The following is a 25319-nucleotide window of genomic DNA, read 5'->3' as shown; positions in this document are numbered from 1 at the left end:
AAATCAGCATAGCTCTGCAGTAGCAATAGCAATAGCAATAAATGCTGTAGCCATCGTTTTATCACCGGCGGTACAAACGATAAAAAATGCCGTTCACTGAGTGAACGGCATTTATCTTTATTCAGTTCGTAGAACGCCATTAACAACGTTCAACGACTGCGCTCACCCCGTTATCACGAAGCGTGAGAAGCCGGTTGTTCAGGCTGACGGTAGTTAAGCAGACATACCGCAACAATCACCACCAGAGCAGCAAGACGGTAAATATCCGACAAGAACAGCACGCACAATGCCATGACCAACAGCACGATACGTTGCCAGCTTTGCAGCGGCGAGAACAGGCGACCTTCAATACCACCGGCAAAGGCAACAAACAGGCTGATGGTTGAAATGACCCCGATAGCAAAATGCACCGGTTCACCATCAATCCAGATCAGGCCGGAAAATGCCATCATGGCCGGGATCAAGAAGAAGCCCTGTGCCAGTTTGAACGCCTGCACTGCCGACTTCATCGGTGATGCGTTAGCTATCCCCGCGCCGGCAAAGGCAGCCAGTGCAATCGGTGGCGTTACGTTAGATGTCTGCGATAACCAGAACACAATCATGTGTGCGGTCAGCATACCCAGGCCAAAATCCATCAGTGCAGGAAACGGCCATGATCGACAAGACGATATAAGCAGCCGTTACCGGCAGCCCCATACCAAGAATGACCGCAGCCACCGCAATCAATGCCAGCGCCGACCATAAATGCCCGCCCGACAACGCAATCAGGAATTGAGTAAATTGCAGACCGATACCGGTTTGACCGACCACACCCACCACGATACCCGCGGTCGCACAGGCTACCGAAATCGGAATCGCCATCAGCGCCCCCTCTTTCAGCCCTTCGACAAACAGCTTAAAACTGATGCGGCTGTGTTTACGGGTCATCGCAGCAAGCAAGATTGCCACACAGCCGATCACACCCACCAGCACCGGTGAATAGCTCATCATCAGCAGCGCCGTGATCAGAATCAGCGGCAACAGATAGTGCCAGCCATCCTTGAGCACTTTAGAAATTTGCTCGGTGACGGTCATGCCCTGCAAACCAAGTTTACAGGCCATCAGGTGGACGTAAAGCAAGGTACAAGCGAAATAAAGGATTGCCGGTGCAATCGATACCAGCAAGATATCGCTGTACGGAATACCGGTAAACTGCGCCATAACAAACGCTCCGGCGCCCATAACCGGCGGCATGATCTGCCCACCTGTCGACGCCGCCGCTTCAATTCCTGCAGCCTGCTCCGGCTTGTAGCCAAGCTTTTTCATCATCGGTATGGTTAATGAGCCGGTGGTTACCGTGTTAGCGATTGCAGAACCGGAAATCGAGCCCAATGCCGCCGATGCTACCACGCTCGCTTTCGCCGGGCCGCCGCGGTATTTACCTGCCACGGCAAACGCCATATCGATAAAGAACTGGCCCGCACCGGTCACCTGCAGGAAGGCGCCAAACAGGACAAAGATAAATACCACACCGGCTGCAATTGCCAGTGGCGCGCCATATACCCCATTGGTGGAGTAAATGTGGAAACGCACAATCTCTTCGATACTGAAGCCTTTGCTGGCGACGTTATCCGGCAGGACATCACCAAACATGGCGTACACCAGAAACAGCGCCGCAATCACGACCATGACCAAACCGACGGTACGGCGGGTGGCTTCGAGCAGCATCACAATCAGCACCACACCAGCGGCCTGATCAACGCTGCCTAACCCGTCGAGCAGAAAGCTAATATCATCATAATCAAACAGGGCAATCTGAGTGGATGCCCAGCAGGTTGCGATCACCAGGCCAAGGTCAATCACCCGACCCAGCAGGTAAACCGGCAGTGAGTGTCTGGCATTAAATGTGGGATAAACCATAAAGGCTATCGCGATAACCCAACTGACATGGACCGGACGAAACACCGGTGCGGAAAGCGTGGCAACAATACCTTGCCAAATCTGAAAGACCGATAAAGCGATAGCCGCTACAGCGGCTATCGAAAGTATCACGTCAGTAATTTTCTGGTTACCAGGATGAATTTGACTCATCACTTACTCCGTGTAACGTTACTTTGTTATCAGTAATCACTCGTGGATGACTGATAATTTACTTCTGTTGTTCCTGAAGAAACTTCATTGCGCCAGGGTGCAGAGGAACACCGTCCAGCTTCGTCATGTTTTCAATGGTGGTGAACTTAGTCACACCCAGCACCTGACGAATCTCATCGATGTGGTCAAATGCTGCCTTGGTCATCTGATAAGCCATGTCTTCACTGAGGTTTTTGTTCACAACCAACACGTTCCATACCGCGGGTACTTTAAACGCCGGAACCTTGTTGTAAGCATCGGCTGGCACATCCAGTTCCAGGTAAGAAGGATATGCAGCGGCAATCTTGGCCAACTCTTCGGCACTGAAGCTCAGGACACGAATATCACGCGTCAGCGCCAGTTCAGTGATCGCACCAACACCCACGCTGCCAACGATCACGCCGGCATCAATCTGGTTGTTAGCAATCGCACTGGTGGTCGCTGTGTAGTTAAGAGACTGCGGTTTGATGTCATCTTCTGACACGCCCAGGGTGTTAAGAATATTGACCGCACTGACACGGGTACCTGAACCAGGCGCACCCAGAGAAACACGTTTGCCTTTCAGGTCAGCAACCGAGTGAATGTCCGATTTGGCCGGTACAATAAACTGTACCGCATTAGGGTAAAGCGCAAACAGAAACTGCTACATCCATCTTACGAGGGAAAGGTTTTGTTCCTTCAAAGGCTTGCAGTACAACGTTACCCTGTGCAATACCGGCTAACTGCTTGTTGGTTGAAACCTTAATCGTGTTTTCGACAGAAGCCGCTGTCACTTCCGCACGCATGTTGAAATCAGGCAGGTTTTCACTCCAGATTTTAGCCAGCATGCCGCCCAGCGGGTAATAAGTACCACTCTGACTACCGGTGCCGATGGTGTAGTTTTCAGCCATGCTTGAAGCAGAAAAAACAACAGCCAACGCCAGTAGACCATTCCTTAGTGCCTGGTACATAAAAGCTCCTTATTATATTAACGGTATTATTATTCCATTATGTTATGAAATGTATGGTGTGAAATAGCAAATGTGAGTTAGGTGAAATGAGAGTTGGATACGTAATTTACGCAAACTCTTAATCTTGGTTGATTCGTTTTCCTTAACTTCACTCAGTCACTAATCTGTGGCAGAAACGTCATGCTAAGCACGAAGATCCCAGACTGAATTTACACCAAATAAAGATGAGATTTTTCAGTCTCCCTTTCCTGGAGAACTGCAATTTCGCGCTCATATTTATACAAAATGACCGAATTTTCAATCTTTTAAGCGCATGTTTGCGACCTACCCCTGCACCATTCAGGTCGCAACAATAAAGGGCACACTCAGGTTTACACCCATAAAATCAAACAATTAGAAGGTAGAATACTGTTCTATATATCAATAAATGGTGTTCCATTTTCGCCGCTAAAATACTGGCAGAACGGCTGTCTCTTAACCCGTTTCTGCCATTCAAAGCTGCTACTTTGTATCCAGACCGAACATTTGCTCATCAAGGTTCAATACGGTCAGTGCGTTACTGACACTGGTGGCCACCACATCCACCGCTCCGGTGCGCAGCGCACCCAAAAGAGCAAGCGGCTTACTGTTCTCCGCAGCAATCGCAATCACTTCAGCGATACGCCGAAACTCTTCAATCCCCAGACCGATAATCCGGTCACTCATCACGGTGTCGGCGATTTGGCCATGCACGTTAAAAAAATCATAGCCGGCAAAGTCGCCGACGACGCCCTGCTGCAAACGGGATTGCACTACTTCATCTGGCGTGAACCAACCTAAATCGACCATATAGCTGTTTTCACTCATATCACCAATACCGACCAGTGCAATGTCCGCCTTACGCGCCAGATCGAGCGTCTGCTTAACCGTTTCATTTTGCATAAACGCCAGTTTCTGGGCGCGGTTTTCCGCATAAGCCGGAGCATAGAGGGTTTCTGAGGTCCCCCCATATTTCTTCGCCATCTGGCGACAAATATGGTCGGCATTGAACATACCGCCGCGCGGGTGAATACCACCAATACTGCAGACAAACTTACAATCGCGCGGCGTGATCACGCCGATATGATGGGCGACCGCCGACACATTACGCCCCTGCCCGATACTGACCACCATGCCGTTTTTCAACGTACTATTGAGATAACTGGATACCAGGCCAGATACCTGCTGGCGCTGTAACTCTTCTGTAGGCTGATCCAGCGCGACCAAGGCACGTTTGACGCCAAAGCGTTCTATCAGACGCTGCTCAATTTTGGCGCTGAATACCGGGTGATACTTCACAGTGATCTCAACAATGCCCTCATCGCGCGCCTGTTTCAGCATCCGCCCTACCTTGGCACGTGAAATCGAGAATTTTCTGGAAATCTCTTCCTGAGTCGCACCGTCCTGATAATACGCGACGGCGACTTCCGTCAATAGATCACTGCTTTCAGAGGAAATATCCTGGCTGGAACTGCTCATACCCGCTTACCCTATTTGTATAACCTGATGATCGATGTGGTCATGATGCTGCGGTGAGGCAGCATCTGCTCATGGGTATAGCATATGTCAGGATACAATAGGCACGCAACATTTGCTCACTATGGTTACATTTTCTCACCCCAAAGCGTGCACTCTTTTTCGCCACTCCAAGGCCGCTGCCGATTAGGCAAACGTTTCTTTTCTAGCTTGATCCAGCGCTGTGTAAAATAACTCGTCAAAACCCCTCATAATAGCCAAATCCCGATTGATTATTTAGGCCGGATACGTTAAATATGGGTACATCATTTACTCAACGAACGAGCAAATGTTCATTGCAGTTGCTCGGTCGCTGGAAAACATTGAGTTAGTCATAAGAAGTAACGTCAGAACGTGGCGGTGCGCTTAGCTAACCCGCTTGCACATGCCAGTTTTGCTGGCTAGCCGAAAAGAAATAGGATGATCGAAATGAGCAACAAATTAGAGCAACTACGTAAACTAACGACTGTTGTAGCGGACACAGGTGAAATTGACGCAATCAAAAAGTACCAACCTGAAGATGCAACAACCAACCCTTCTCTAATTCTTAAAGCCGCTCAAATTGCAGAATATGCACCTCTGATTGATCAAGCGATCGAATACGCGAAATCACAAACCAGCGACAAAGTAGAGCAAGTACAAGAAGCTTGTGACATGCTGGCAGTGAACATCGGTAAAGAGATCCTGAAAACTATCCCTGGCCGTATCTCTACAGAAGTTGACGCACGTCTGTCTTACGACACTGAAGGCAGCATCGAGAAAGCACGTAAACTGATCAAAATGTACAACGATGCAGGCATCAGCAACGACCGCATCCTGATCAAACTGGCTTCTACCTGGGAAGGTATCCGTGCTGCTGAAGTACTGGAAAAAGAAGGCATCAACTGTAACCTGACTCTGCTGTTCTCATTTGCTCAGGCTCGTGCTTGTGCAGAAGCTGGCGTATTCCTGATTTCTCCATTCGTAGGCCGTATCATGGACTGGTACAAAGCGAAAGAAGGTCGTGATTTCGAAGCTCAGGAAGATCCGGGCGTACTGTCTGTATCTAACATCTACAACTACTACAAACAGCACGGTTACAACACGGTTGTTATGGGCGCAAGCTTCCGTAACATCGGCGAAATCCTGGAACTGGCCGGCTGTGACCGCCTGACTATCTCTCCACAACTGCTGGCTGATCTGGAAGCCGCTGAAGGTGTGGTTGAAGAGAAACTGGTTGCGACAACTGAGCTGCAAGAGCGTCCAGCGGTAATGAACCACTCTGAGTTTCCTGTGGGAGCACAACCTGGACCCAATGGCTGTTGAGAAACTGGCTGAAGGTATCCGTAACTTCGCAGTAGACCAGGGCAAACTGGAAGCAATGATCGAAGCGAAGCTTTAATCAGCCAAACTGAATCCCATTAGGGGAAGCGCCCGCTTCCCCTAATCATTTCTGACTTTGAAATTCTAACGATTACGGAATCTATTATGAACCGCAAACAACTGGCTAACGCAATCCGCGCGCTGAGCATGGATGGTGTACAACAGGCTAACTCTGGTCACCCAGGCGCCCCGATGGGGATGGCTGACATCGCTGAAGTGCTGTGGCGCAGTCACCTCAACCACAACCCGCAAAACCCGAACTGGGCTGACCGTGACCGCTTCGTGCTGTCCAACGGCCACGGCTCTATGCTGATCTACTCACTGCTGCACCTGAGCGGCTACGAGCTGTCAATCGACGACCTGAAAAACTTCCGTCAGCTGCACTCGAAAACCCCGGGTCACCCTGAATACGGTTACGCACCTGGCATCGAGACCACCACAGGTCCGCTCGGTCAGGGTATCACTAACGCCGTAGGTATGGCGATTGCTGAGAAAGCGCTGGCAGCGCAGTTCAATAAAGAAGGTCACGACATCGTTGACCACTTTACTTACGCGTTCATGGGCGACGGCTGTCTGATGGAAGGCATCTCGCACGAAGCATGCTCTCTGGCCGGTACACTGGGTCTGGGCAAGTTGATCGCATTCTGGGATGACAACGGCATCTCTATCGACGGTCATGTGGAAGGCTGGTTCTCTGACGATACGCCAAAACGTTTCGAGTCTTACGGCTGGCACGTAATCCCGGCGGTAGACGGTCACGATCCGGAAGCGATTAATGCTGCTATTGAAGCCGCACAAGCGGAAACCGGTCGTCCGACCCTGATCTGTACTAAGACCATCATCGGCTTTGGTTCACCAAACAAAGCGGGCTCACACGACTGTCACGGTGCTCCTCTGGGCGCAGACGAAATCAAAGCCGCACGTGAATTCCTGGGTTGGGAATACGGTGCGTTTGAAATCCCGGCGGATATCTACGCGCAGTGGGATGCCAAAGAAGCCGGTGCTGCCAAAGAAGCAGCCTGGAATGAAAAATTCGCAGCCTATGCTGCAGCTTACCCGGCAGAAGCGGCGGAATACCAGCGCCGTATGGCTGGTGAACTGCCGGCTGACTGGGAACAAGCGACCAGCGCAGTGATTGCTGAGCTGCAAGCCAACCCGGCCAACATCGCGTCACGTAAAGCGTCACAAAACGCGCTGGAAGCGTTCGGTAAGATCCTGCCTGAATTCATGGGCGGCTCAGCCGACCTGGCTCCGTCTAACCTGACCATGTGGTCTGGCTCTAAGTCACTGACTAGCGAAGATTTCGCCGGTAACTACATCCACTACGGTGTGCGTGAATTCGGTATGACCGCCATCATCAACGGTATTGCCCTGCACGGCGGTTTCGTGCCTTACGGCGCAACCTTCCTGATGTTCATGGAATACGCGCGTAACGCAATGCGTATGGCGGCGCTGATGAAGATTCAGAACATCCAGGTTTACACTCACGACTCCATCGGTCTGGGTGAAGACGGCCCGACTCACCAACCGGTAGAGCAAGTGGCGTCACTGCGTATGACACCAAACATGAGCACCTGGCGCCCATGTGACCAGGTTGAATCTGCGGTTGCTTGGAAACTGGCTATCGAGCGTAAAGACGCGCCATCGGCGCTGATCTTCTCGCGTCAGAACCTGGCTCAGCAAGAGCGCAGTGCACAGCAAGTGGCGGACATCGCGAAAGGTGGTTACATCCTGAAAGATTGTGCCGGTAAACCTGAGCTGATCCTGATCGCGACCGGTTCTGAAGTAGAACTGACCGTAGAAGCCGCAGCGCAACTGACGGCGGCCGGTAAACAGGTGCGTGTGGTATCGATGCCATCGACTGACACCTTCGACAAGCAGGATGCGGCTTACCGTGAAGCGGTACTGCCAGCTGATGTGACTGCACGTATCGCTGTTGAAGCAGGCATCGCTGACTTCTGGTATAAGTACGTCGGCTTTGGCGGTCGTATCATCGGTATGACCACCTTCGGTGAATCTGCACCGGCGGGTGAACTGTTCAAGATGTTCGGCTTCACTGCTGAAAACGTAGTTAACACTGCGAACGAACTGCTGGCGTAAGCCTGGTTTGATCCCTGTCTTAGGATGGGACAAGCAAATGAAAACCAAGGCCCTGCTCAGTGAGCAGGGCCTTTTTTGTTTATGACGCTCACTCTTTGCTCAACGTTACTTTTACGCCAAATCACGTTTACGCAAGGTCACTTGTTACGAAAAAAGTGGCGACACACCGTACCCCGGCATTTCGATTAGCAGTAGTCCCATTGCCAGCAGCAATAAGCCCGCGATACTTTTCAGCATCGTCATCACTACCCTGCTCTTTCCCGGGTCTATCCGACTGTAAAATTGCACCACACTGCGTCCTGTTACCGTTAAAAACGCGATCACTGAGGTGGTCAGCGCCGTTCCCAAAGACATCACAAAACTGCCCGCGACACCAACCCAATACAGATTGGCGAGATGAGCAAAAAACAGAACCAGAATCGCACCAGAGCACGGACGTAATCCGATACTGATGATAATTGCTGCGTATTCACGCCAGCCATTTGCCCGGTTGAGCTCCTCTGCATCCGCACCATGTTTGTGTCCGCAACCACAGTCGTGATGGTGGTCATTATGATGATGATCGTCGTTATGATGGTGATCGTGGTAATGACTCTCCTGACGAACGCGCGGCGACCGAGAGCCGAGCAACGATGTCAATGCTGCCAGCAACAGATAGACGCCAAGCGCCACCACAAACACGCCACTCAGCTCGATAAAATCGGATACACTCGCATTCAGCTGATGCATGGTCTGATGCAGCACAAACAAAAACACACTGACCAATAGTACTGCAACCAAGCCCTGTAACAGCGCCGCGGCAATCGTGATGTAGATTCCGGTACGCAGCTTAGTGGCATGAGTCGCCAGATAGGTGCTGACCACCACTTTACCGTGTCCGGGGCCAAGCGCATGTAACACGCCGTACAATAAGCAGACGGCGAGAATCATCGCCTTGGCGTGCAGACCCGGCAAATAGAACTGCTCACTCAGATAGTCGAGGGACGCCTTTTGCCAATGCAGGCTCTGTACCAGGATTTGTGGCCAAAAATGCCACAGTAATACGCCCAGGGCTAGCAACACACCCAAGACCAGCGCACCGCTCAGCCATGGATTGAGTCTGGCGTTTGCTTTCTCAGCCCCCTGCGCTGCGGACGTTCGCTTGGTTTGTTCAAACGACATGAGATATTCCTTCCCTACTGTTCTAATCTAAAGCTTTACTAACCATCAGCTTGCCTGACCAAAAGCTTTCCTAACGATAAGCTCTCCTTACCAAAAAGGTACCGGCTAGTTTTGTTGGCTAACGTTGTGATGGTTAGCTCTTGCTTTTATTAACTCTGAGCCTTACAGCTCAGTTCGAGTGTCTGGGTAAAAAGTTGGCCGAGTTTATTGTCAGGATCAGCATCCATCGGTAGCGACATGGCGTAGCTTATTTGAGCTGAAGTCGGATTCGGCTCGATCAGCTTCTGCTGACAATGATCCTGTAAGCTCGGGGCGAAGCTGATCTCATGGCTGTCTTTCCAGGACATATCAACGTAGTAAGTCGGGTCAAAAATTTTCAGGGTGAGTGTATGCCCGTTAAGAGGATAAGGCTTGGCCAGTGGCAAGCTAAAACTCAACGTGGCTTTACCTTTCGCGGTGCTCAGTTGGCCGGTATCGATCGATTGATAACGAATCGGCGTCTGATTATCGTAGAAATAGGTAAAGTAGTGCTGCGATAACATGTTCGTCATCACAGATGCCGCCAGTTTATGCAGCGTTTTTTCCCGCTGCGCCGGAGACATATCCTCGCCGTCAAACAAGTAGGCGGTGGTCATGGCATCAAAGGTCCATTCCATTTTCAGCCCGGTAATCGCCTGGTCACTGCCCAATATCCGGGTTTTTATATCAATCCATGAATGCGGATGCGCACGGCAAGGGAGTGCAATCAGCAAGGTCAACAAACCGAACACCCACAGCCACTTATTGCTAACGGCGCCGGATAACGTTTTGCACACAGACAGAAAATACATAGCTTAGCCCGTCATCAGAGAGCTGGCAGTATCACTAAACATACCAGACATGGAACATATCAGGCAGAGACCTTATCGGATCTCTGCCCGGTAATGATATTTATGCGAATACAGTCGGAAACAAGCGTTCGAGCTTACTGCATGCTGTCGGCCATCACTGTCACGTTATGTTTGAATGCCTGCAGATAAGTATCGGCTTCACCGCCTTTAGCCGTTAACGCTTCCGGATAGAGTTCGCCGCCCGCTTTCGCTCCGGTTGCAGCCGCAATCTGTTTAACCAGACGTGGATCCGTTTGATTTTCAATAAAGTAAGCGTGAATGTGCTGTGATTTAATCTGACTAATCAGTTCAGCCACTTGCTTCGCACTGGCTTCCGATTCAGTAGAAAAGCCCTGCGGTGACAGGAAGGTCACACCATACTCGGCACCAAAATAGCCGAATGCATCATGACTGGTCAGCACTTTACGTCCTGCCTCAGATACGGATGCAAAACGGGCTTTAGCCCAATGATCCAGCTTGGTCAGTTGTTCGATATAGTCACTGCCACGCTGTTCAAAATAGTCGGCATCCTGCGGATCAGCCGCTTTAAGCGCATCAGTAACATTACGCGCGTAGATAGCACCGTTTGCCGCACTGTTCCAGGCATGTGGGTCTGTGACCACCTCGCCGTCTTCCTGCATGGTCCGGCTCTGAACCCCATCAGATGCCACAATGACCGGCCCCTTGTATCCCGACGCAGTCACCAGACGATCCATCCAGCCTTCCAGACCCAGTCCGCTCATAAACACCACGTCAGCCTGATTAAGTTTCACGCTGTCTTGCGGACTCGGGACAAAGGTATGCGGATCACCATCCGGCCCCACCAGAGTTGTAACGGTGACATGATCGCCGCCCACTTGTTTTACAATATCAGCCAGCACAGAAAAACTTGCCACGGTATCCACCGTTTTTGCCATTGCGGAAACTGCTCAGTGCCAATAGCAGAGAACAACCGGCTGTTTGCCAAACTTTCATCTATTACTCCTTAATTTGAATACACCATCGATTTTGATCGGGTAAAAATGCCTTTCTGAGAGCCAAAAAGAACGGAAAAAAGAAACACGGCGGTCGCCGTCAGCACAATGGCCGGTCCGGCCGGAATCGACTGGTACCAGGACCAGGCCAGTCCGATGACTGAACTGAGCATGCCGAGCAGTACCGCGACTAACAGCATCACGCTCAGTCTGTTGCTCCAACAGCGAGCGGCGATGGCCGGCAGCATCATCAGACCCACCGTCATCAGGGTGCCCAACACCTGAAAACCAGCGACCAGATTGAGCACCACCAGCGCCATAAACAGACCATGCATCAGCAACGAGAAGGAGCGCGAATGCAGGGTAAAAAAACTCGCATTGAACGATTCAAACACGATGCCGCGATACAACAAGGCAATAACCAGCAGAGTAAAACTGCTGATTGCGCCAATAAACATCAAAGAATCTGCGTCAACGGCAAGCAGTGAACCAAACAGTAAGTGGAGTAAGTCCACGCCATTACTGCGCAGTGACACCAGGGTAACGCCCAGTGCCAGTGAACCCAGATAGAGGCCGGCAAAAGCAGAGTCTTCCTGTAAGCGGGTCATTTTGCTGATCCAGCCTGATGCCATCGCCACCACCAAACCGGCAATAAATCCGCCCAGCCCCATGGCAAGCAGCGACATTCCCGACAGCAGGTAACCGACAGCGACACCAGGTAATACCGCATGAGACAAGGCATCGCCGACCAGACTCATGCGGCGCAACAGTAAAAACACGCCGAGCGGAGCCAGGCTGAGTGATAACGCCAGACAGGCCACCAGAGAGCGGCGCATAAATCCGTACTGGATGAAGGCATCAATGATGTGTGTGCTCATACAAGCTCTCCTGATGAAACAGAGGAATGACCACACCGTCAGAGCCGTATCTTTGCTCTGTCAGTAATTCACCAGTCGCTCCCCATCTGATCTGATCCGGCATCATCAGCAGCAGTTGAGGGAAATAGCGTCGCACCAGAGTGACATCATGCAGCACCGCTATCAGTGTTTTGCCCTGTTGGTTTAACGCTAGCATAAGCTGCAGCAATATCTGTTGTGTAGCCTGATCGATACCGGCAAAAGGTTCATCCATCACCATCACATCCGCCTCCTGAACCAACATGCGTGCAAACAACATGCGCTGAAACTGACCACCGGACAATTCACCTATGGTCCGTGCTGCCAGGTCACCAATACCAACCTGGGCCAAAGCCCGTTCAATCCGGATATGGTTGTCTTGCCCCAGAGCTTGCCTTATGCCTTGCTTGGGCCAGCATCCCATGGCGACTACCTCATACACACTGATGGGGAAATCACTATCCATTTCAGCGCGCTGAGGCAGCCAGGCCACTTGCGAAATCGCAGCACAGACATCCAACCGGCCGGAAACCGGCGATTGCAAACCACATAAGGTTTTGACCAGCGTCGACTTACCGGCCCCGTTCGGCCCCATAATGGCGGTCAGGGATCCCGACTTAAACCGGCCACTGACCGGCAGCGCCACGGCTTGCCCGCGATAACCAACCACCAACTGATCCAGTGTCATCATGGCAGCAGTACCGCCCAGTAAATCGATAACCAGAGTGCCGTCAGCACCATGCCTGCCAAACCGATGCGCACTTGGGCCGACAGCAACAACAAACGCCTTCCTTGCAGCGCAGGCTGAATTTGTGAGTCCGACAAGAGCGCTTTGACAGGAGTTCGCGCTATCTCTCCAACCACAGACTTCATAATAATAATTCCGTAACAACCCTAACAACTTAAAATGTTATAACATAACAAATTATCACTTAGAAACAGTTTTTTACATTTTGAGTCACATCAGACTTGTGACGTATTGATCATGAAAATTTTAGAAAATAAGAAAAAAAGAGGGGATATTGCGGGAATAAAAGACAAAAATGACCGCATCATGCGGCCATTTTCTGATTGAGTTATTTCTCTTCGAATCGCTTGGCGAGATGGCCAAAATCATCCACTCGCTCATTCATCTGCTGGCTGAACTCTTCAACCGTATTAGTTGCGGCCAGATTTTGCGTCGCCATTGAGGCAATTGAGTGAATATGCTGGTTGACCTCACTGGTCAGTTCACGCTGCGCCGTCGCCGAGTGTGCCATATCGCTGATGATGCTCTGCATATCGGCCAGTTGCTGTTCGACCTCCTGCAGACGCTGACCACTCTCCTCAGCCACTGCGCCACAGGCCTGAGTCTGTTTCTGGCTTTCGACAATCTCTTTTTGCCATGACTCAATCGTACTCAGCATAGTATCAATGCTGGTCTGAATATGCTGAGTCGCCTTTTGAGTACGACCAGACAACGCACGCACTTCATCGGCAACAACAGCAAAGCCACGGCCCTGTTTCGCCGGCACGCGCCGCCTCAATCGCCGCATTCAACGCCAACAAGTTGGTCTGTTCAGCGATGCCGCCAATTTCTTCCATCAGCTGACCCACTTTCTGCGCCTGATCATTAAGCTCGTAGGTCGTGCCGGTTGCTCGTTCAGCCTGATCGCTGAGTACGACCAGATTATTATGAGTCTGTTCAATACTTTGCTTGGTGTGCAAACAACTGGCCGATGCCTTTTCAATTAATTCATGGGCGGTTTGCGTATTTCCGGAGACCGCATCCGCAGCGGCTTCAACGGCATCTGTAGCCTGCACCACACTGCGAATATCGGCATTCTGCTGTTTCAGCGCCTGCACCACTTCCGCTGTGTTGGCACTTAAGTTTTCAGACAGATCGCGCAGCGGGTGCGCAGAATCAACCATACGCCCCAGCACAGTACGAATTCTGGCTGAAGCCATCTTCAGATGATAATCCACCACCGAAAACGCACTGTTACCCGAGTAAATCAGCCGACTGATGCTGTCATACTGTGATTGTAAACGATGGATCTGCTTAGGTGTATCAATCAGCTCCTGACGGAACAAGAGACCTAAGGCCGCGGCCGGCAATAAACTAGCCAACAGCTGCATATTGCTACCCTGAGCCAGGAAATAAGCCGCAGCAGGCGCCGCCAGCGATCCGAGCAGGATGGCATAACGCACCGAAGCGGAAATCTTGAGGGAGAAACTACGACCGGACTGTTCAGCGCTGCGCAGTGCTTTATACGCTTTCGCCGCAATATCCACCCATTGTCGCTGCGCCTGAACACGCACCGACTGAAAGCCACACACTTTGCCATCTTCGTAAATGGGGGTGACATAAGCGTCAACCCAGTAATGCCCGTTCGTCTTGGTGCGGTTTTTAACTATACCGCGCCAGGCATTGCCCTGCTTAAGATGCCGCCACATATCGGCAAACGCCGCTTTCGGCATATCGTTATGGCGCACAATATTGTGGTTTTGTCCCAGGAGCTCATGCTCCTCGAACCCGGCGATACGACAAAAAGTATCATTGCAGTATGTTATGACACCTTTGAGATCGGTTGTTGAGACCAACTGATCATGTTCCCCTACCGGAACTTCATTTTGAGACGATTGAATAGCTGACATGGCGTTAATAATTCTTATACATTGTAGACGCCTTATATACACAATTTTAAGGCGGTTTTCAAAACATCGTACTCAATAAACCTCAGTTGCGTGAGTATAATCAACAACCCCACACAAGTAGTAACAAAACATGTGGTTAAAGTCTAAACCGCATCACAGCCAACTCGTCTGCCACTTGTACGCAAACTAAATCAATTATTTGAGACGATAAGAAGTAACTCAACCCGGCGATTACAAGCCCGGCCCTGTATGGTGTTATTGCTGCAGGCCGGGATAGACTCACCATAACCCCGGGTAAAAATCGCATTGCGTGCGACATTATTTCTGACCAGAGTATCCTTGACCGATTGAGCGCGTCTGACCGATAAGCCATCATTCAGCGTAGTTGCGCCGGTATTATCGGTATGCCCCTCAATAACGATATCGATACCACGTTCACGAGACAAAAACTGGCTCATAATATTGAGCCAGTATGCGGAGTCTGAAGAAAGCTGCGCCGAACCGGTGGCAAACTGCATGGTATGTTTAAGCTTCACCATAATATGGTTGCCCGGCATCACTTCATAATCGATACCATTTTGCATTAAAAACTGCTCAAGTGAGCTGTAGCCGGAGACAGGTGCCTGCCTCTGCGGCCTCTGTGCCGGTGTCGCAACCGCCTGAACCGGCACAGACACCGGAGCAGACTGAGGCGCTTGTCCCCACTCAGGATAGAGTACTTCCCGGTCGTTTCTTCGGCGCCGTGTCCAGCATGTTATTCTGCATAAACCCCATTGGATCTTTGAAAGACAAGGAGCTACATCCAGTCAGTAGCAATAATACAGATAGCGCAATAACCCTCATGAATCTCTCATCCATTGTTGAAACGACTCTTTTATTATCGGCAGCCACCCAAAAACTTTATGCAAAATTGGTAACAAATCCTGATTTGTCGGTTTGCCTCATGCGGTGAACCCGCTAGAATCAGCCTATCTTTATCAAGTCTTGGTTTTGCATCGCAAATGTCGGAGTGACCACTCTGCAAACGCAAGGCAGACCAGAGTTGATACTAAAACCGGACGTTTATTGAGTATTGAGACTATGTATAAAATTATTTTGCCTGTCGTTGTTTTCGTTTTGGCAGGCTTGTTCATCTATCGCACCTGGAATAACCACAAAGCGGCAGAACAAAACATCGAACAAGGTCAGGCATTTATGACTGAAAATGCCAACAAACCAGGCGTGATTACCACCCATAGCGGCCTGCAATACGAAATCTTAAAGCCAGGCACAGGCACTGAGCATCCAAAAGCTAACAGCCGGGTAAAAGTGCACTACGAAGGACGCCTGCTTGACGGCACAGTGTTTGACAGCTCTTACCAACGCAACGAGCCGATTGTATTTGGCCTTAATCAGGTCATCAAAGGCTGGCAGGAAGGCGTTCAGCTGATGACTGAAGGCGAGAAAGTCCGTCTGTATGTCCCGGCCAACCTAGGTTACGGCAAGAATGGCGCAGGCCCGATTCCACCGTCTGCAACCTTAATTTTTGAAGTCGAACTGCTGGCAATTCAGTAATCGCGGCTCAATCCCCTTGCTGTGGGAAAGTAAAATCGCAAGAGCGGCCAAATGGCCGCTCTTTCTGTTTATCGCACCTACCCGTAACAACCGTTAACGACAAGACACAGTCAAAACAAGTCGCGGCGATCAATCACCGTGCACGAGTTACTGCGGTAACGGATAAAATTTCAGGCCCTGCTCGGTCACCATAATACAGTCCATACCGCCGGCATGGGCTGCTTGCTTACCTAGATGGGTATCTTCAAACACCACGCATTCACTCGGCTGCAGGCCAATCAGTTCACAGGCGCGCAAAAAGGTTTCCGGATGCGGTTTATGATTTTCAACTTCAGTGGCGGTCACCACGGCATCGAGTTTATCCAGCACCCCGACACGACTGAGCAGCTTCTCTGCACTGATGCGCTGGCTGCCGGTACCAATCGCAATTTTTTTACTGCCCAGATAATCTTGAAATACTGCGTAAGTGTCTGCGATTAATGCGCCGCTATCATCTATGTCAGAAAACGCCTGCATCTTATGTTCAGCAACCGCCATCGGCTCCAGCGCAAGACCAAATTTTCGGTTGATTTCACCCACGATTTTGTAACTTGGCATCCCGCCCATGCTGTGCAACCAATCCCCGTCAAAAGGAAAGTCAAAAAATTCAGCGGTGGTGCGCCAAGCTTCGATATGGGCTGGCATGGTATCAATCAAAGTGCCATCCATATCAAAGATCAGCCCTTTATAGCGTTCTAAATTCATGAAAACTCCATCTCACATGACAGTGATTCGTGTGTGGTTGGTTCAATTGTTACATTTAGCCATTCTATTGCTTATTGCAGGTGATGCAAATGGCATCTACACTCGCGCGCTACTAATATTATTATCATTAAAATCCATTCACTGGTTGCTCTATGAATATAAAGAATAAACTCTACCTGCTCGGTGGCGTTGCTATTACCGGCATTATCGTGCTGGTGCTGACTACCGGCCATTTTGCACGCCAGACCGGTGAGCTGTCCGGCGCTATCGGTCTGGTCGATAAACTGGAAATAAGATTGCTGAACCTGAGACGCAATGAAAAAGACTTTTTGCTGCGCAGTGATGAAAAATATCTGCAGACATTCAAACAAAATGCCGAGCAGTTTATCGCTTTAGAAACTGAACTGGCGACCATTCTGGAAAAACACCAGTTAGCGTCCTCCGCGGCGTTAAAGGCGGATTTGGTGAGCTATCAGAAACGGCTTTATCCAACTGGTTAACGCTTATCAGGTTTTAGGCCTGAACCAGGATAGCGGACTGTTAGGTAACTATCACAAATTGCGCTCCCGGCTTTTGTCCGGTGCCGACACTGACACGATATTGCAGTTGGAAAAGCTCGATGATGCGGTGAAAGCCGGGCAGCCGATCTCCAGCCAAATAACGGAGCAGTTCCCGCAACTGGCGAGTGCCGCAAATGCTGTGATTGCACAACAAACCCGTATCGGCCTGGCTTATAACCAGGGACTGCTGGGTGACACGCGGGGACAGTCTCATGCGGTGGAACAACAGTTCGCGTCCTTCTCGCAGACATTGCAAGCTGAAGTCAGCAAGCTGCGTACTAAACTGGACTGGATCAAACAAGCGGTAACCGTATTGGTGATCATCGCTATTCTTGCCTTCATCTGGCAGATTTCCCGTTCCATTAACTTACAGGTTCAGCGTTTACTCAACATAATGAACGCCATAGCCAAAACCAACAATATGGGTCTGCGGACCGATCTCAAAGGGCACGATGAACTAACAACCATCGGCAGCTACTTTAACCAGTTGCTGGATAAGTTTGAAAATCTGATTTCCGGGTCACAGACCAAATCTTCGTTACTGACTCAAAGCACGACCCGAATGCACAACGAGCTGGAAGATGTGATTAATCAGTTCCATGTTCAGGCCGATCACACCACCATGATGGCCACGTCAGTACAGCAAATGGTCGCAACAATTGGTGAAATTTCCGAAAGTACTAATGTCGCGGTCGAGGGCGTACATCAGGCTGCGAACAACGCTTTGCACGGCCGGGAAGTCGTAGAATCGACATTAAAGAATATCGATCAGTTATCACGTACTCTGCAGTCGAGCCAGCAATCCATCGCTTCGCTTAACGGCCATGTTGAGCAAATCGGAGGAGCCGTGACCATTATTCAGGCAATCGCTGAACAAACTAACCTGCTCGCGCTGAACGCCGCGATCGAAGCGGCCCGTGCCGGTGAGCAAGGACGCGGCTTCGCTGTGGTTGCGGATGAAGTTCGCTCTCTCGCCAACCGGACCCATCGTTCAACGGAAGAGATCACCAAAGTGGTTTCAGCGATTCAGGCACAAATGAATCGGGTTATGGATGATATTACGCATTGTAACAGCCAGGGGCAGGATACTCTGCAGGCATCCCACCTTCTGGATGAAAGCCTGCGCCAAATCATTGATGACATGTCTGCCATTCAGGCCAATTCGGAACGTATTGCTTCTGCGATAGAAGAACAAGGCATCGTAATGAATCAGGTCAGTGACTCGATTACCGAGCTCAACACCATATCAGACAATAACATGCACTCAGCGCAGCAAGTACTGAGTGAAGTGGACAGCGTATCGCAGCAGGCCAAACAGATGGACGACGCGGTGTCTGAATTTCAGACTCGCTAAGCGCAACAAAAAAGGGCCAATCGGCCCTTTTCATTTTTTAGCTTTGACGATCTGTACACTTTGACCTGATGCCGAACAAACGCGGTTAGTTAACCGCCTGCATCAGCGCCTGCGGCGTTTTCCAGCTGTAGATCCACTCGGGCAGGTCACTCCCCCCCGGTGCATGCCACATTTTTTCGGCCAGACGCTCACCACCAATATGGTCATAGAAATCAATCGCAGGTTGATTTTGCTCCGCCACTTCCAGATATACCCCCTGCTCAGGGAAATATTTCTCCAGCCATCGTGCCATCTCTTTAATCAGCACGGAACCCAAGCCGCGACCTTTGTAATCCGGGTCAACATGCAAAGATTCGATATTGGTGCCTTTTTCAAAATCGTGATTACCAAATGCACAGATAAATCCGCACAGTAATCCATTCTCTTCAATCAACAAAATATGCTGATTAAACGGCGGATTAGTCAATCGAGCCTGCCATATAAGGCGGCGGTCATCTAACACTTCATTATCCAGGTATTCTTGTTCCAGAATACCTGCATAGTTAATTTGCCAACTACGAGCATGCAAAACTGCAATTCGCTCAAAATCGCTATATTCTGCTACTTTAATTTCCATTTACTAGTCCTTATTACTTCCTGTAATGGGTTTTCACCCCCTTCATACTATGCATTTAGCGCAGAAAAGCAAAACATTCTGGTCACATTTCATTTAATGCCATTTGACATAACAGAGTTCGCTGATATTCTAGCGCACACTTGTAAGCTTAAGGGTCTGTAAATGACTAATAAACCGCCTCTGATTTGGCTAAATATAACAATATTTTCAGTGAGCTTTATTCTGGCGACTGTCGTTGCGCCCTGGTATGGCTGGCAATTTGGTTACGGCGCGGAACACTGGATTTGGCTGGTGGTCTGTTTTTCGTTCTGCAACCTGTCGATCACGACTGGCTATCATCGCCTGTGGTCTCACAAAGCATTTGAAGCTCACTGGCTGGTGCGCCTGATTTGTGCGCTGGGCGGTGCATTCGCGCTGCAAAACAGTGCTCTGCACTGGGCATCCGACCACCGGGTACACCATAAGTTTGTCGATCAGAAACGACAAAGACCCCTATTCCGCTAAACGCGGATTCTGGTTTTCACATATCGGCTGGATGCTGCGCAGCTACAATACCGCCAACTATGACGATTACAGCAACTGCCGTGATCTGCAGAAAGATGGTATCTTGATTTGGCAACACAAATACTACGTTCCGCTCGCCATTCTCATGAACCTTGGTGTGCCGATTCTGCTTGGTCTTATCTATAACGATGTGTGGGGCATGTTGCTGATGATTGGCGCGGTACGTTTAGTACTCAACCATCACACCACCTTTTTTATTAATTCACTGGCGCATATCTGGGGTAAACAGCCGTTTACTGACCGCAATACGGCGCGTGATAACGGTATTCTTGCCTTCTTTACCTTTGGTGAGGGCTATCATAACTATCACCATATTTTTGAAAATGACTACCGTAACGGTATTTACTGGTGGCAATACGATCCGACCAAGTGGATTATTCGCTTATGTGCCTGGCTGGGTCTGGCCACTAAACTGCGCACCGCACCGACGATAAAAATAGAGAAGGCGCGTGCCCAGATGAGCCTGAAATATGCGACCAATAAAGTAACTCAGCTACCCAACCAGCATGTGATTCTGGAGATGATCCAGCGTGAGTTCGACGCTTTTATGACCGAGTTACATAACTACTACGATGTCAAAAAGCAATTACTGGAAAGCAAGAAGAATTCAGCAGCGCAACGCTACGAGCTCTCTGTGCTGAAAGCTCGCTACCAGCAAGTCAAAGCAGAATTGCTGGAAAAACGTAACCGCTGGCATCAGGTGGTTGCTCAATACGCATAACCATCGGTATTTACATAGTTAAGACAAAGGGCGCTGCAATGCGCCCTTTGTTGTTTCAACAACCGATTGTTTGGTGATTAACAGACCTCAGCAGGGAGACGCTTTGCCCGGCTCGACATCAGCTGACACAAACGTCATACGATGCACTTAGCATCAGACTAAGATGGGATTAAAACGTAGGGCTATCGTCAATATTGTTAAAAACTTCTCACTCGACAAACCCGGGTCGCTGTAGCAGAGTAGCTGAGTTTTTTACACATATAATGAGGATAAAATATGTTTAATCACGTTATGGTTGGTGCAAATGATGTTCATCAGTCCAAAGCCTTTTACGATGCGATCATGAACGTATTGGGTTATGCCGACGGCACACTGGACGGTGATCGCCGCTGTTTTTATCGCAGTCCGGAAGGCGTTTTTGCCATCACTAAACCAATCAACGGTGAAGCAGCAACAGCGGGTAACGGTATGACCATTGGATTTAAGGTCAGCAGCCCTGAGTTGGTGGAAGCCTGGCACGCTGCCGGTGTAGCCAATGGCGGTACCGCTTGTGAAGACGCACCGGGTGTGCGTGTCATGGGCGAGTTGAAACTGTATCTGGCTTACCTACGTGATCCGTCAGGTAACAAGCTGTGTGCAACGCACATCATGGCGTAATTAAGCAGCTGAGTATCATCTTCGGGCGGACATTGACCATGCAGTCCGCCCTTTGTTATCCCCTCCGCCAGACTCCCCCATCACCTTGCCGACAAGTCCGCGTCGCACCAGCATAGCTTAACCATCTTGAGCTCTTTGGCCTGTGGTCATATACTTGCGCCTCGCTTGTTACTGAGAGAAGTCATGACCACCCAATCCACCGTCATTATTGGCCTGAATAATCCGAAAAGTCCGACTAACGTAGGCGCCGTGATGCGTGCAGCCGGCTGTTACCAGGCTTCCCAGGTACGTTTTAACGGCACCCGTTACAGCCGTGCAGCCAAATTTCAGACCGATACTCACAATGCACGCCAGCATATTGAACTGACAGAGATGCAAGATCTCACTGCCAACCTGGCTGATGATGTCAAAATTGTCTGTGTCGAACTGGCTTTGGGCGCAACTGCATTACCGAACTTTGTCCATCCGGAAAAAGCCATCTATCTGTTTGGCCCGGAAGACGGTTCGCTGCCACAGGAAACTGGTCGATAAAGCCGACCATGTGGTCTATGTTCCGACCGTTGGTTGTATGAATCTGGCGGCAACGGTCAACGTGCTGCTTTATGACCGTCTGGCTAAGTCCAGCCTGGCGATTGATCACGCGCAGCAGGTACTGGCCAATCGCGATAACAAAAATCGTCTCGAAGTAAAACAGGCATCACCCGCTGAGTAACGATTTCTGAGCAGTGACTCACTGTTTAGTCATAATCGCTGCTGAATACTATCTATTCTCGATGCATGCCTGAGTCAGCATTGCTACGTAAACCACATCACAGGGCGCCCTTCCACCGGTCACCCTGTGATGTGGTGTCATTTCCGTCCTGATGTCAACCAATATCGCCAAAGCGCTCCAAATAGAGCACTGTCGCCGCGGTACGGGACGGTACATGCAGTTTTTTGAGCAGACTCTTCATGTGTACTTTTACCGTTGATTCCGAAATAAACAGACGATCGGCAATCTGCTTGTTACGGTAACCTTTCGCGACTTCACCCAGGATCTGCGCTTCGCGTTCAGTCAGCGAATCAAACACGTCTTGCTGGTCTTTACGCTCGAGCAGATATTTGGCCACCACCTGACTGTAAGCTTTATTGCCACCAATCGCTTCTTTTAACAGCGCGATTAACTCGTCAGGTTCAGTATCTTTAAGCAAATAACCATCGGCACCAGCGCGCACTATGGCTTCAATATCCGCAGCGCTGTCGGACACAGTGAGTATCACAATCGTGGCGCCCGAGCCATCAGCTCGCAGTGCTTTGAGGGTATCCAGACCGGATAAGCCCTTCATATTCAGATCGAGCAGAATCATGTCCGGCTCAAACTCATGAGCCAGTGCAATCGCTTCGTTCCCATTGCTGGCTTCCGCCACGACTTCGAATTCATCTTCCAGGCTCAATAACTGATTGATCCCGCGACGCATCAAAGGATGATCATCCACCAGCATTATTCTACATTTCGTCATCATGTGTATCCCTTGATCTCGTATATGTCAGTGTTACTTTGCATCCGCGTTCCGGCGAAGCTTCCACGCGCAATTCGCCATTCAGACGACCAGCTCTTTCCTGCATAATACTCATCCCGTAATGGTTGAGTTTAGCTTGTTGCTGATCAAACCCTACGCCGTCATCTTCGATGGTAACCACCACTTCATCGTCCTGTTCGTTACAATCGATGGTGATTTGTGTCGCGTCCGCATGTTTTATCGCATTCATGGTGGCTTCCCGGATGAGCTGCATCAGGTGAACCTGCTGATGGGCCTCCAGCCCCATGGATGACAAATTGTTATTAAGCGTTATCCGCGCCGGTGTCTGATCCGCCAGTTGTTCCAGCATATCCACCAACGCCTGTCCAAAGTTGGCTTCCTTAATCGTTAAGCGGAAAGTGGTCAGCAGTTTCGCGTAGCTGGGTATATGCGCTTGATAATCCCTGGTCGATATCGCCGATGATATCGTTAGTCTGTGAGCTGTAGGGATTCTGCTCCAGTTTTGCCATCACCCGTTTCAGCAGCGAGACCTGAATTTTCAGATAAGACAATGACTGCGCCAGAGAATCATGCAGCTCACGCGCGATCGTCGCCCGCTCTTCCATCAGCAGCAACTGCTCGGCCTTTTTCTGAGCCCGGTTGTAATACACGGCGCGGGCCAGCATCAAAGCGAAGTTTTCGATCAATGCCTGATCCGGGCAAGGTAATCCTGCTTCCCAGTACAGATGCCCTAACGACTGCCCCGCTAAAATCAACTCACGACTATTGGCATTTTCACCACAGATTTGCCCTTCCTGCAGCATCAAAGGCTTGCTTGCCTCCTGCTCAATCTCGATCTTAACGCCATTCACCCCCTGGATGCTGACGATATGGCGCAGAATCGCCTGGTAGTTGTCCTGGGTGATTCGCGCTGCCGTCAACTGCTGGGCCGAGTTGTACAGGACCTCCAACGACTGGTTCGCGCGTTGCAGCTTGTGGGTTTTCTCATTCACGGCCTGTTCCAGACCACGATATAACTTACCCAGTTCCCCCGCCATCACATTGAATGTGGCTGAAAGAATACCCAGCTCGTTAGGACTGTTGGTATTGAGCTGTACCTCAAAAGCGCGGTTCTGCACCTGTTCACTGGCGATAACCAGAGCGCGCAACGGGCGCACGACTTCTTTGCGGATATAACGTACAACAAACAGTGAAATCAGCAATACGCCGCCCAAACCCAGCCCACCAACCCACGCCAGATTAATCAGCTTCTGTTCAGAAAATCGCTGCAATTTGAGGACAAACCCGTCGATACGACGGACAAAATCTTCGACCTGGTGGAGATATTGCTGCTTATTATCACCGGTTAGCAGTGCTTTAAGCACCTGCCAGCGCGCGATCAATGCTTCATAATCCTGGGTGATATTGTCCGGAACATTCCAGTTACGTACCGCCTGCATCGACGGTGCATTCAGCGACTGCTCAAACGCATCGAGATGTTGCGCGTAATTGGCTGACTCACTCTGAATATCGTAAGCAAGACGATAACTCTGCATTCGCATTGAGCCTGCGACATTCACCGCTTCGGCGTCATTCAGCGATGAAGCCAGGGTAATAATCGCAAACCCGGTGGTCAGAACTGAAAGCAATACGATCAGCAACATCGATTTCGCAATCGTGCTGGTAACCGATTTCTCAACTTGTATTGCCAAAAATATCTCCCTGACGTGCTGTTTTTACTCTGCCGTTGCTCGGCAAATCTTGGACAAAAGATAGAATGCGCTGCAAATATGTGATGATACGCGCCTGAATTTATTGATCTAAAACAACCCTACTCCGCTTTACCCCCTTAGGGGTATTTATACCACTATGCCAAAAACTACAATTTGCGTATGGATAATTGAAGTTTATCAACTGAAATTGTGAGCCATACTCAATTGATAACCTTTAGAACAGTGGGTAATTCGCGTGGTGGACTTATCTAAACGAAGACTCTTTGCTCGTCAATCAGTCGATAGTGATGCAATTCGCCTGCCATGGATCATAAGTGCAGAAGTCTTCATCGATCTTTGTACTCGCTGCGGTCAGTGTCTTAAAGCCTGTGAAATGAACATCATCGTTCATGGTGACGGCGGATTTCCGAGCGTCGATTTTGCTCTGGATGAGTGCACCTTTTGCTATCAATGTGCAGAAGTCTGCCCTGAACCCATTTTTCTGTCCCAGTCTGAATCGCCTTGGCAGGCCACAGCATCGATAAGCCAACACTGCCTGGCAACCCAAAACGTCGAGTGCCGCAGTTGCGGTGACAGTTGCGATGTGATGGCGATTCATTTTCATCTGGCAGCAGGAAAAGTGGCTCAGCCGGCAATCAACACTGATGAGTGTAATGGCTGTGGTGCTTGTGTGTCAGTTTGCCCGACCGACGCTATCAAAGTTACCCGTATTGAATAACGATAAGA

At 50.0% G+C, this 25319-nt stretch carries 14 protein-coding genes and 9 pseudogenes; 8 read left to right on the top strand and 15 right to left on the bottom strand.

Annotated elements, in window-relative coordinates:
- Nucleotides 1-173: 173 nt before the first annotated feature.
- The 3 genes and pseudogenes from ABDK09_01755 to ABDK09_01745 form a co-directional block, all read right to left on the bottom strand.
- Nucleotides 174-2070: pseudogene (locus tag ABDK09_01755) on the bottom strand (TRAP transporter fused permease subunit).
- A 58-nt stretch (nt 2071-2128) separates the two neighbouring features.
- Nucleotides 2129-3059, bottom strand: a pseudogene (locus ABDK09_01750) (TAXI family TRAP transporter solute-binding subunit).
- A gap of 501 nt (nt 3060-3560) precedes the next feature.
- The gene (locus ABDK09_01745; protein ID XAW88148.1) at nt 3561-4556 is read right to left on the bottom strand and encodes a sugar-binding transcriptional regulator; all 996 of its coding nucleotides are present in this window, start codon (nt 4554-4556) and stop codon (nt 3561-3563) included.
- Nucleotides 4557-5021: 465 nt separating this feature from the next.
- Between ABDK09_01745 and tal the strand changes: the two are divergent.
- Nucleotides 5022-5973 (top strand): annotated as a pseudogene (gene tal, locus ABDK09_01740) (transaldolase).
- Between the two features lie 86 nt (nt 5974-6059).
- The gene (tkt, locus tag ABDK09_01735) at nt 6060-8054 is read left to right on the top strand and encodes a transketolase (protein ID XAW88147.1); all 1995 of its coding nucleotides are present in this window, start codon (nt 6060-6062) and stop codon (nt 8052-8054) included.
- 144 nt (nt 8055-8198) lie between these two features.
- Here tkt and ABDK09_01730 read toward each other — a convergent pair whose 3' ends face one another.
- From ABDK09_01730 to ABDK09_01695, 8 genes and pseudogenes are all read right to left on the bottom strand, one after another.
- Entirely contained in the window at nt 8199-9215 is a 1017-nt protein-coding gene (locus ABDK09_01730) for a hypothetical protein (GenBank protein XAW88146.1), read from the bottom strand.
- 149 nt (nt 9216-9364) lie between these two features.
- The gene (locus ABDK09_01725) at nt 9365-10045 is read right to left on the bottom strand and encodes a DUF1007 family protein (GenBank protein ID XAW88145.1); all 681 of its coding nucleotides are present in this window, start codon (nt 10043-10045) and stop codon (nt 9365-9367) included.
- Nucleotides 10046-10179: 134 nt separating this feature from the next.
- Nucleotides 10180-11001 (bottom strand): zinc ABC transporter substrate-binding protein, encoded by an 822-nt coding sequence (locus ABDK09_01720; protein XAW88144.1) that lies wholly within the window; start codon nt 10999-11001, stop codon nt 10180-10182.
- A gap of 68 nt (nt 11002-11069) precedes the next feature.
- Nucleotides 11070-11936, bottom strand: coding sequence for a metal ABC transporter permease (locus ABDK09_01715; protein XAW88143.1), 867 nt, complete (start codon nt 11934-11936; stop codon nt 11070-11072).
- Nucleotides 11917-12645 carry a metal ABC transporter ATP-binding protein gene (locus ABDK09_01710; GenBank protein XAW88142.1) on the bottom strand — a complete coding sequence of 243 codons (729 nt, stop codon included), beginning with the start codon at nt 12643-12645 and terminating at the stop codon, nt 11917-11919. Before ABDK09_01710 ends, ABDK09_01715 begins: the two co-directional genes overlap by 20 nt.
- Nucleotides 12642-12827 (bottom strand): hypothetical protein, encoded by a 186-nt coding sequence (locus ABDK09_01705; GenBank protein XAW88141.1) that lies wholly within the window; start codon nt 12825-12827, stop codon nt 12642-12644. Before ABDK09_01705 ends, ABDK09_01710 begins: the two co-directional genes overlap by 4 nt.
- A 203-nt stretch (nt 12828-13030) precedes the next feature.
- A pseudogene (locus tag ABDK09_01700) lies at nt 13031-14591 on the bottom strand (PAS domain-containing methyl-accepting chemotaxis protein).
- Nucleotides 14592-14782: 191 nt separating this feature from the next.
- A pseudogene (locus tag ABDK09_01695) lies at nt 14783-15449 on the bottom strand (OmpA family protein).
- 222 nt (nt 15450-15671) lie between these two features.
- Between ABDK09_01695 and ABDK09_01690 the strand changes: the two are divergent.
- Nucleotides 15672-16145 (top strand): FKBP-type peptidyl-prolyl cis-trans isomerase, encoded by a 474-nt coding sequence (locus ABDK09_01690; protein XAW88140.1) that lies wholly within the window; start codon nt 15672-15674, stop codon nt 16143-16145.
- A 147-nt stretch (nt 16146-16292) separates the two neighbouring features.
- On the opposite strand, the gene ABDK09_01685 is transcribed toward ABDK09_01690, so the two are convergent.
- Nucleotides 16293-16889, bottom strand: a complete 597-nt coding sequence (locus tag ABDK09_01685; GenBank protein ID XAW88139.1) for a beta-phosphoglucomutase family hydrolase — start codon at nt 16887-16889, stop codon at nt 16293-16295.
- Nucleotides 16890-17041: 152 nt separating this feature from the next.
- On the opposite strand from ABDK09_01685, the pseudogene ABDK09_01680 reads away from it, so the two are divergent.
- A pseudogene (locus ABDK09_01680) lies at nt 17042-18803 on the top strand (methyl-accepting chemotaxis protein).
- Between the two features lie 85 nt (nt 18804-18888).
- On the opposite strand, the gene ABDK09_01675 reads toward ABDK09_01680, so the two are convergent.
- Nucleotides 18889-19419, bottom strand: a complete 531-nt coding sequence (locus tag ABDK09_01675; protein XAW88138.1) for a GNAT family N-acetyltransferase — start codon at nt 19417-19419, stop codon at nt 18889-18891.
- 162 nt (nt 19420-19581) lie between these two features.
- On the opposite strand from ABDK09_01675, the pseudogene ABDK09_01670 reads away from it, so the two are divergent.
- The 3 genes and pseudogenes from ABDK09_01670 to ABDK09_01660 all read left to right on the top strand — a co-directional run bounded on the left by ABDK09_01670 (nt 19582) and on the right by ABDK09_01660 (nt 22073).
- Nucleotides 19582-20704, top strand: a pseudogene (locus ABDK09_01670) (fatty acid desaturase).
- Nucleotides 20705-20980: 276 nt separating this feature from the next.
- The gene (locus tag ABDK09_01665; GenBank protein ID XAW88137.1) at nt 20981-21361 is read left to right on the top strand and encodes a VOC family protein; all 381 of its coding nucleotides are present in this window, start codon (nt 20981-20983) and stop codon (nt 21359-21361) included.
- A gap of 183 nt (nt 21362-21544) precedes the next feature.
- Nucleotides 21545-22073, top strand: a pseudogene (locus ABDK09_01660) (RNA methyltransferase).
- A 154-nt stretch (nt 22074-22227) separates the two neighbouring features.
- Here the strand turns inward: ABDK09_01660 and ABDK09_01655 are convergent.
- Complete coding sequence (locus tag ABDK09_01655; protein ID XAW88436.1) at nt 22228-22860, bottom strand: response regulator; 633 nt, start codon at nt 22858-22860, stop codon at nt 22228-22230.
- Nucleotides 22847-24536, bottom strand: a pseudogene (gene narQ, locus ABDK09_01650) (nitrate/nitrite two-component system sensor histidine kinase NarQ). The gene ABDK09_01655 and the pseudogene narQ overlap by 14 nt, the downstream one beginning before the upstream one ends.
- Nucleotides 24537-24828: 292 nt before the next feature.
- On the opposite strand from narQ, the gene napF reads away from it, so the two are divergent.
- A complete protein-coding gene (gene napF, locus ABDK09_01645) occupies nt 24829-25311 on the top strand; it encodes a ferredoxin-type protein NapF (GenBank protein ID XAW88136.1) in 483 nt (160 codons plus the stop codon).
- Nucleotides 25312-25319: the final 8 nt, after the last annotated feature.

The sequence above is a fragment of the Vibrio sp. CDRSL-10 TSBA genome, from assembly GCA_039696685.1.
Lineage (GTDB): Bacteria > Pseudomonadota > Gammaproteobacteria > Enterobacterales > Vibrionaceae > Vibrio.
Note: the sequence above shows the minus strand (reverse complement) of the source record. Positions and strands in the feature narration are given on the sequence as shown.

Bases quoted from the DNA above. Each gene is read 5' to 3' on its own strand.
- ABDK09_01745 (XAW88148.1), bottom strand. From the start codon at position 4,556: ATGAGCAGTTCCAGCCAGGATATTTCCTCTGAAAGCAGTGATCTATTG.
- tkt (XAW88147.1), top strand. From the start codon at position 6,060: ATGAACCGCAAACAACTGGCTAACGCAATCCGCGCGCTGAGCATGGAT.
- ABDK09_01730 (XAW88146.1), bottom strand. From the start codon at position 9,215: ATGTCGTTTGAACAAACCAAGCGAACGTCCGCAGCGCAGGGGGCTGAG.
- ABDK09_01725 (XAW88145.1), bottom strand. From the start codon at position 10,045: ATGTATTTTCTGTCTGTGTGCAAAACGTTATCCGGCGCCGTTAGCAAT.
- ABDK09_01720 (XAW88144.1), bottom strand. From the start codon at position 11,001: ATGGCAAAAACGGTGGATACCGTGGCAAGTTTTTCTGTGCTGGCTGAT.
- ABDK09_01715 (XAW88143.1), bottom strand. From the start codon at position 11,936: ATGAGCACACACATCATTGATGCCTTCATCCAGTACGGATTTATGCGC.
- ABDK09_01710 (XAW88142.1), bottom strand. From the start codon at position 12,645: ATGATGACACTGGATCAGTTGGTGGTTGGTTATCGCGGGCAAGCCGTG.
- ABDK09_01705 (XAW88141.1), bottom strand. From the start codon at position 12,827: ATGAAGTCTGTGGTTGGAGAGATAGCGCGAACTCCTGTCAAAGCGCTC.
- ABDK09_01690 (XAW88140.1), top strand. From the start codon at position 15,672: ATGTATAAAATTATTTTGCCTGTCGTTGTTTTCGTTTTGGCAGGCTTG.
- ABDK09_01685 (XAW88139.1), bottom strand. From the start codon at position 16,889: ATGAATTTAGAACGCTATAAAGGGCTGATCTTTGATATGGATGGCACT.
- ABDK09_01675 (XAW88138.1), bottom strand. From the start codon at position 19,419: ATGGAAATTAAAGTAGCAGAATATAGCGATTTTGAGCGAATTGCAGTT.
- ABDK09_01665 (XAW88137.1), top strand. From the start codon at position 20,981: ATGTTTAATCACGTTATGGTTGGTGCAAATGATGTTCATCAGTCCAAA.
- ABDK09_01655 (XAW88436.1), bottom strand. From the start codon at position 22,860: ATGACGAAATGTAGAATAATGCTGGTGGATGATCATCCTTTGATGCGT.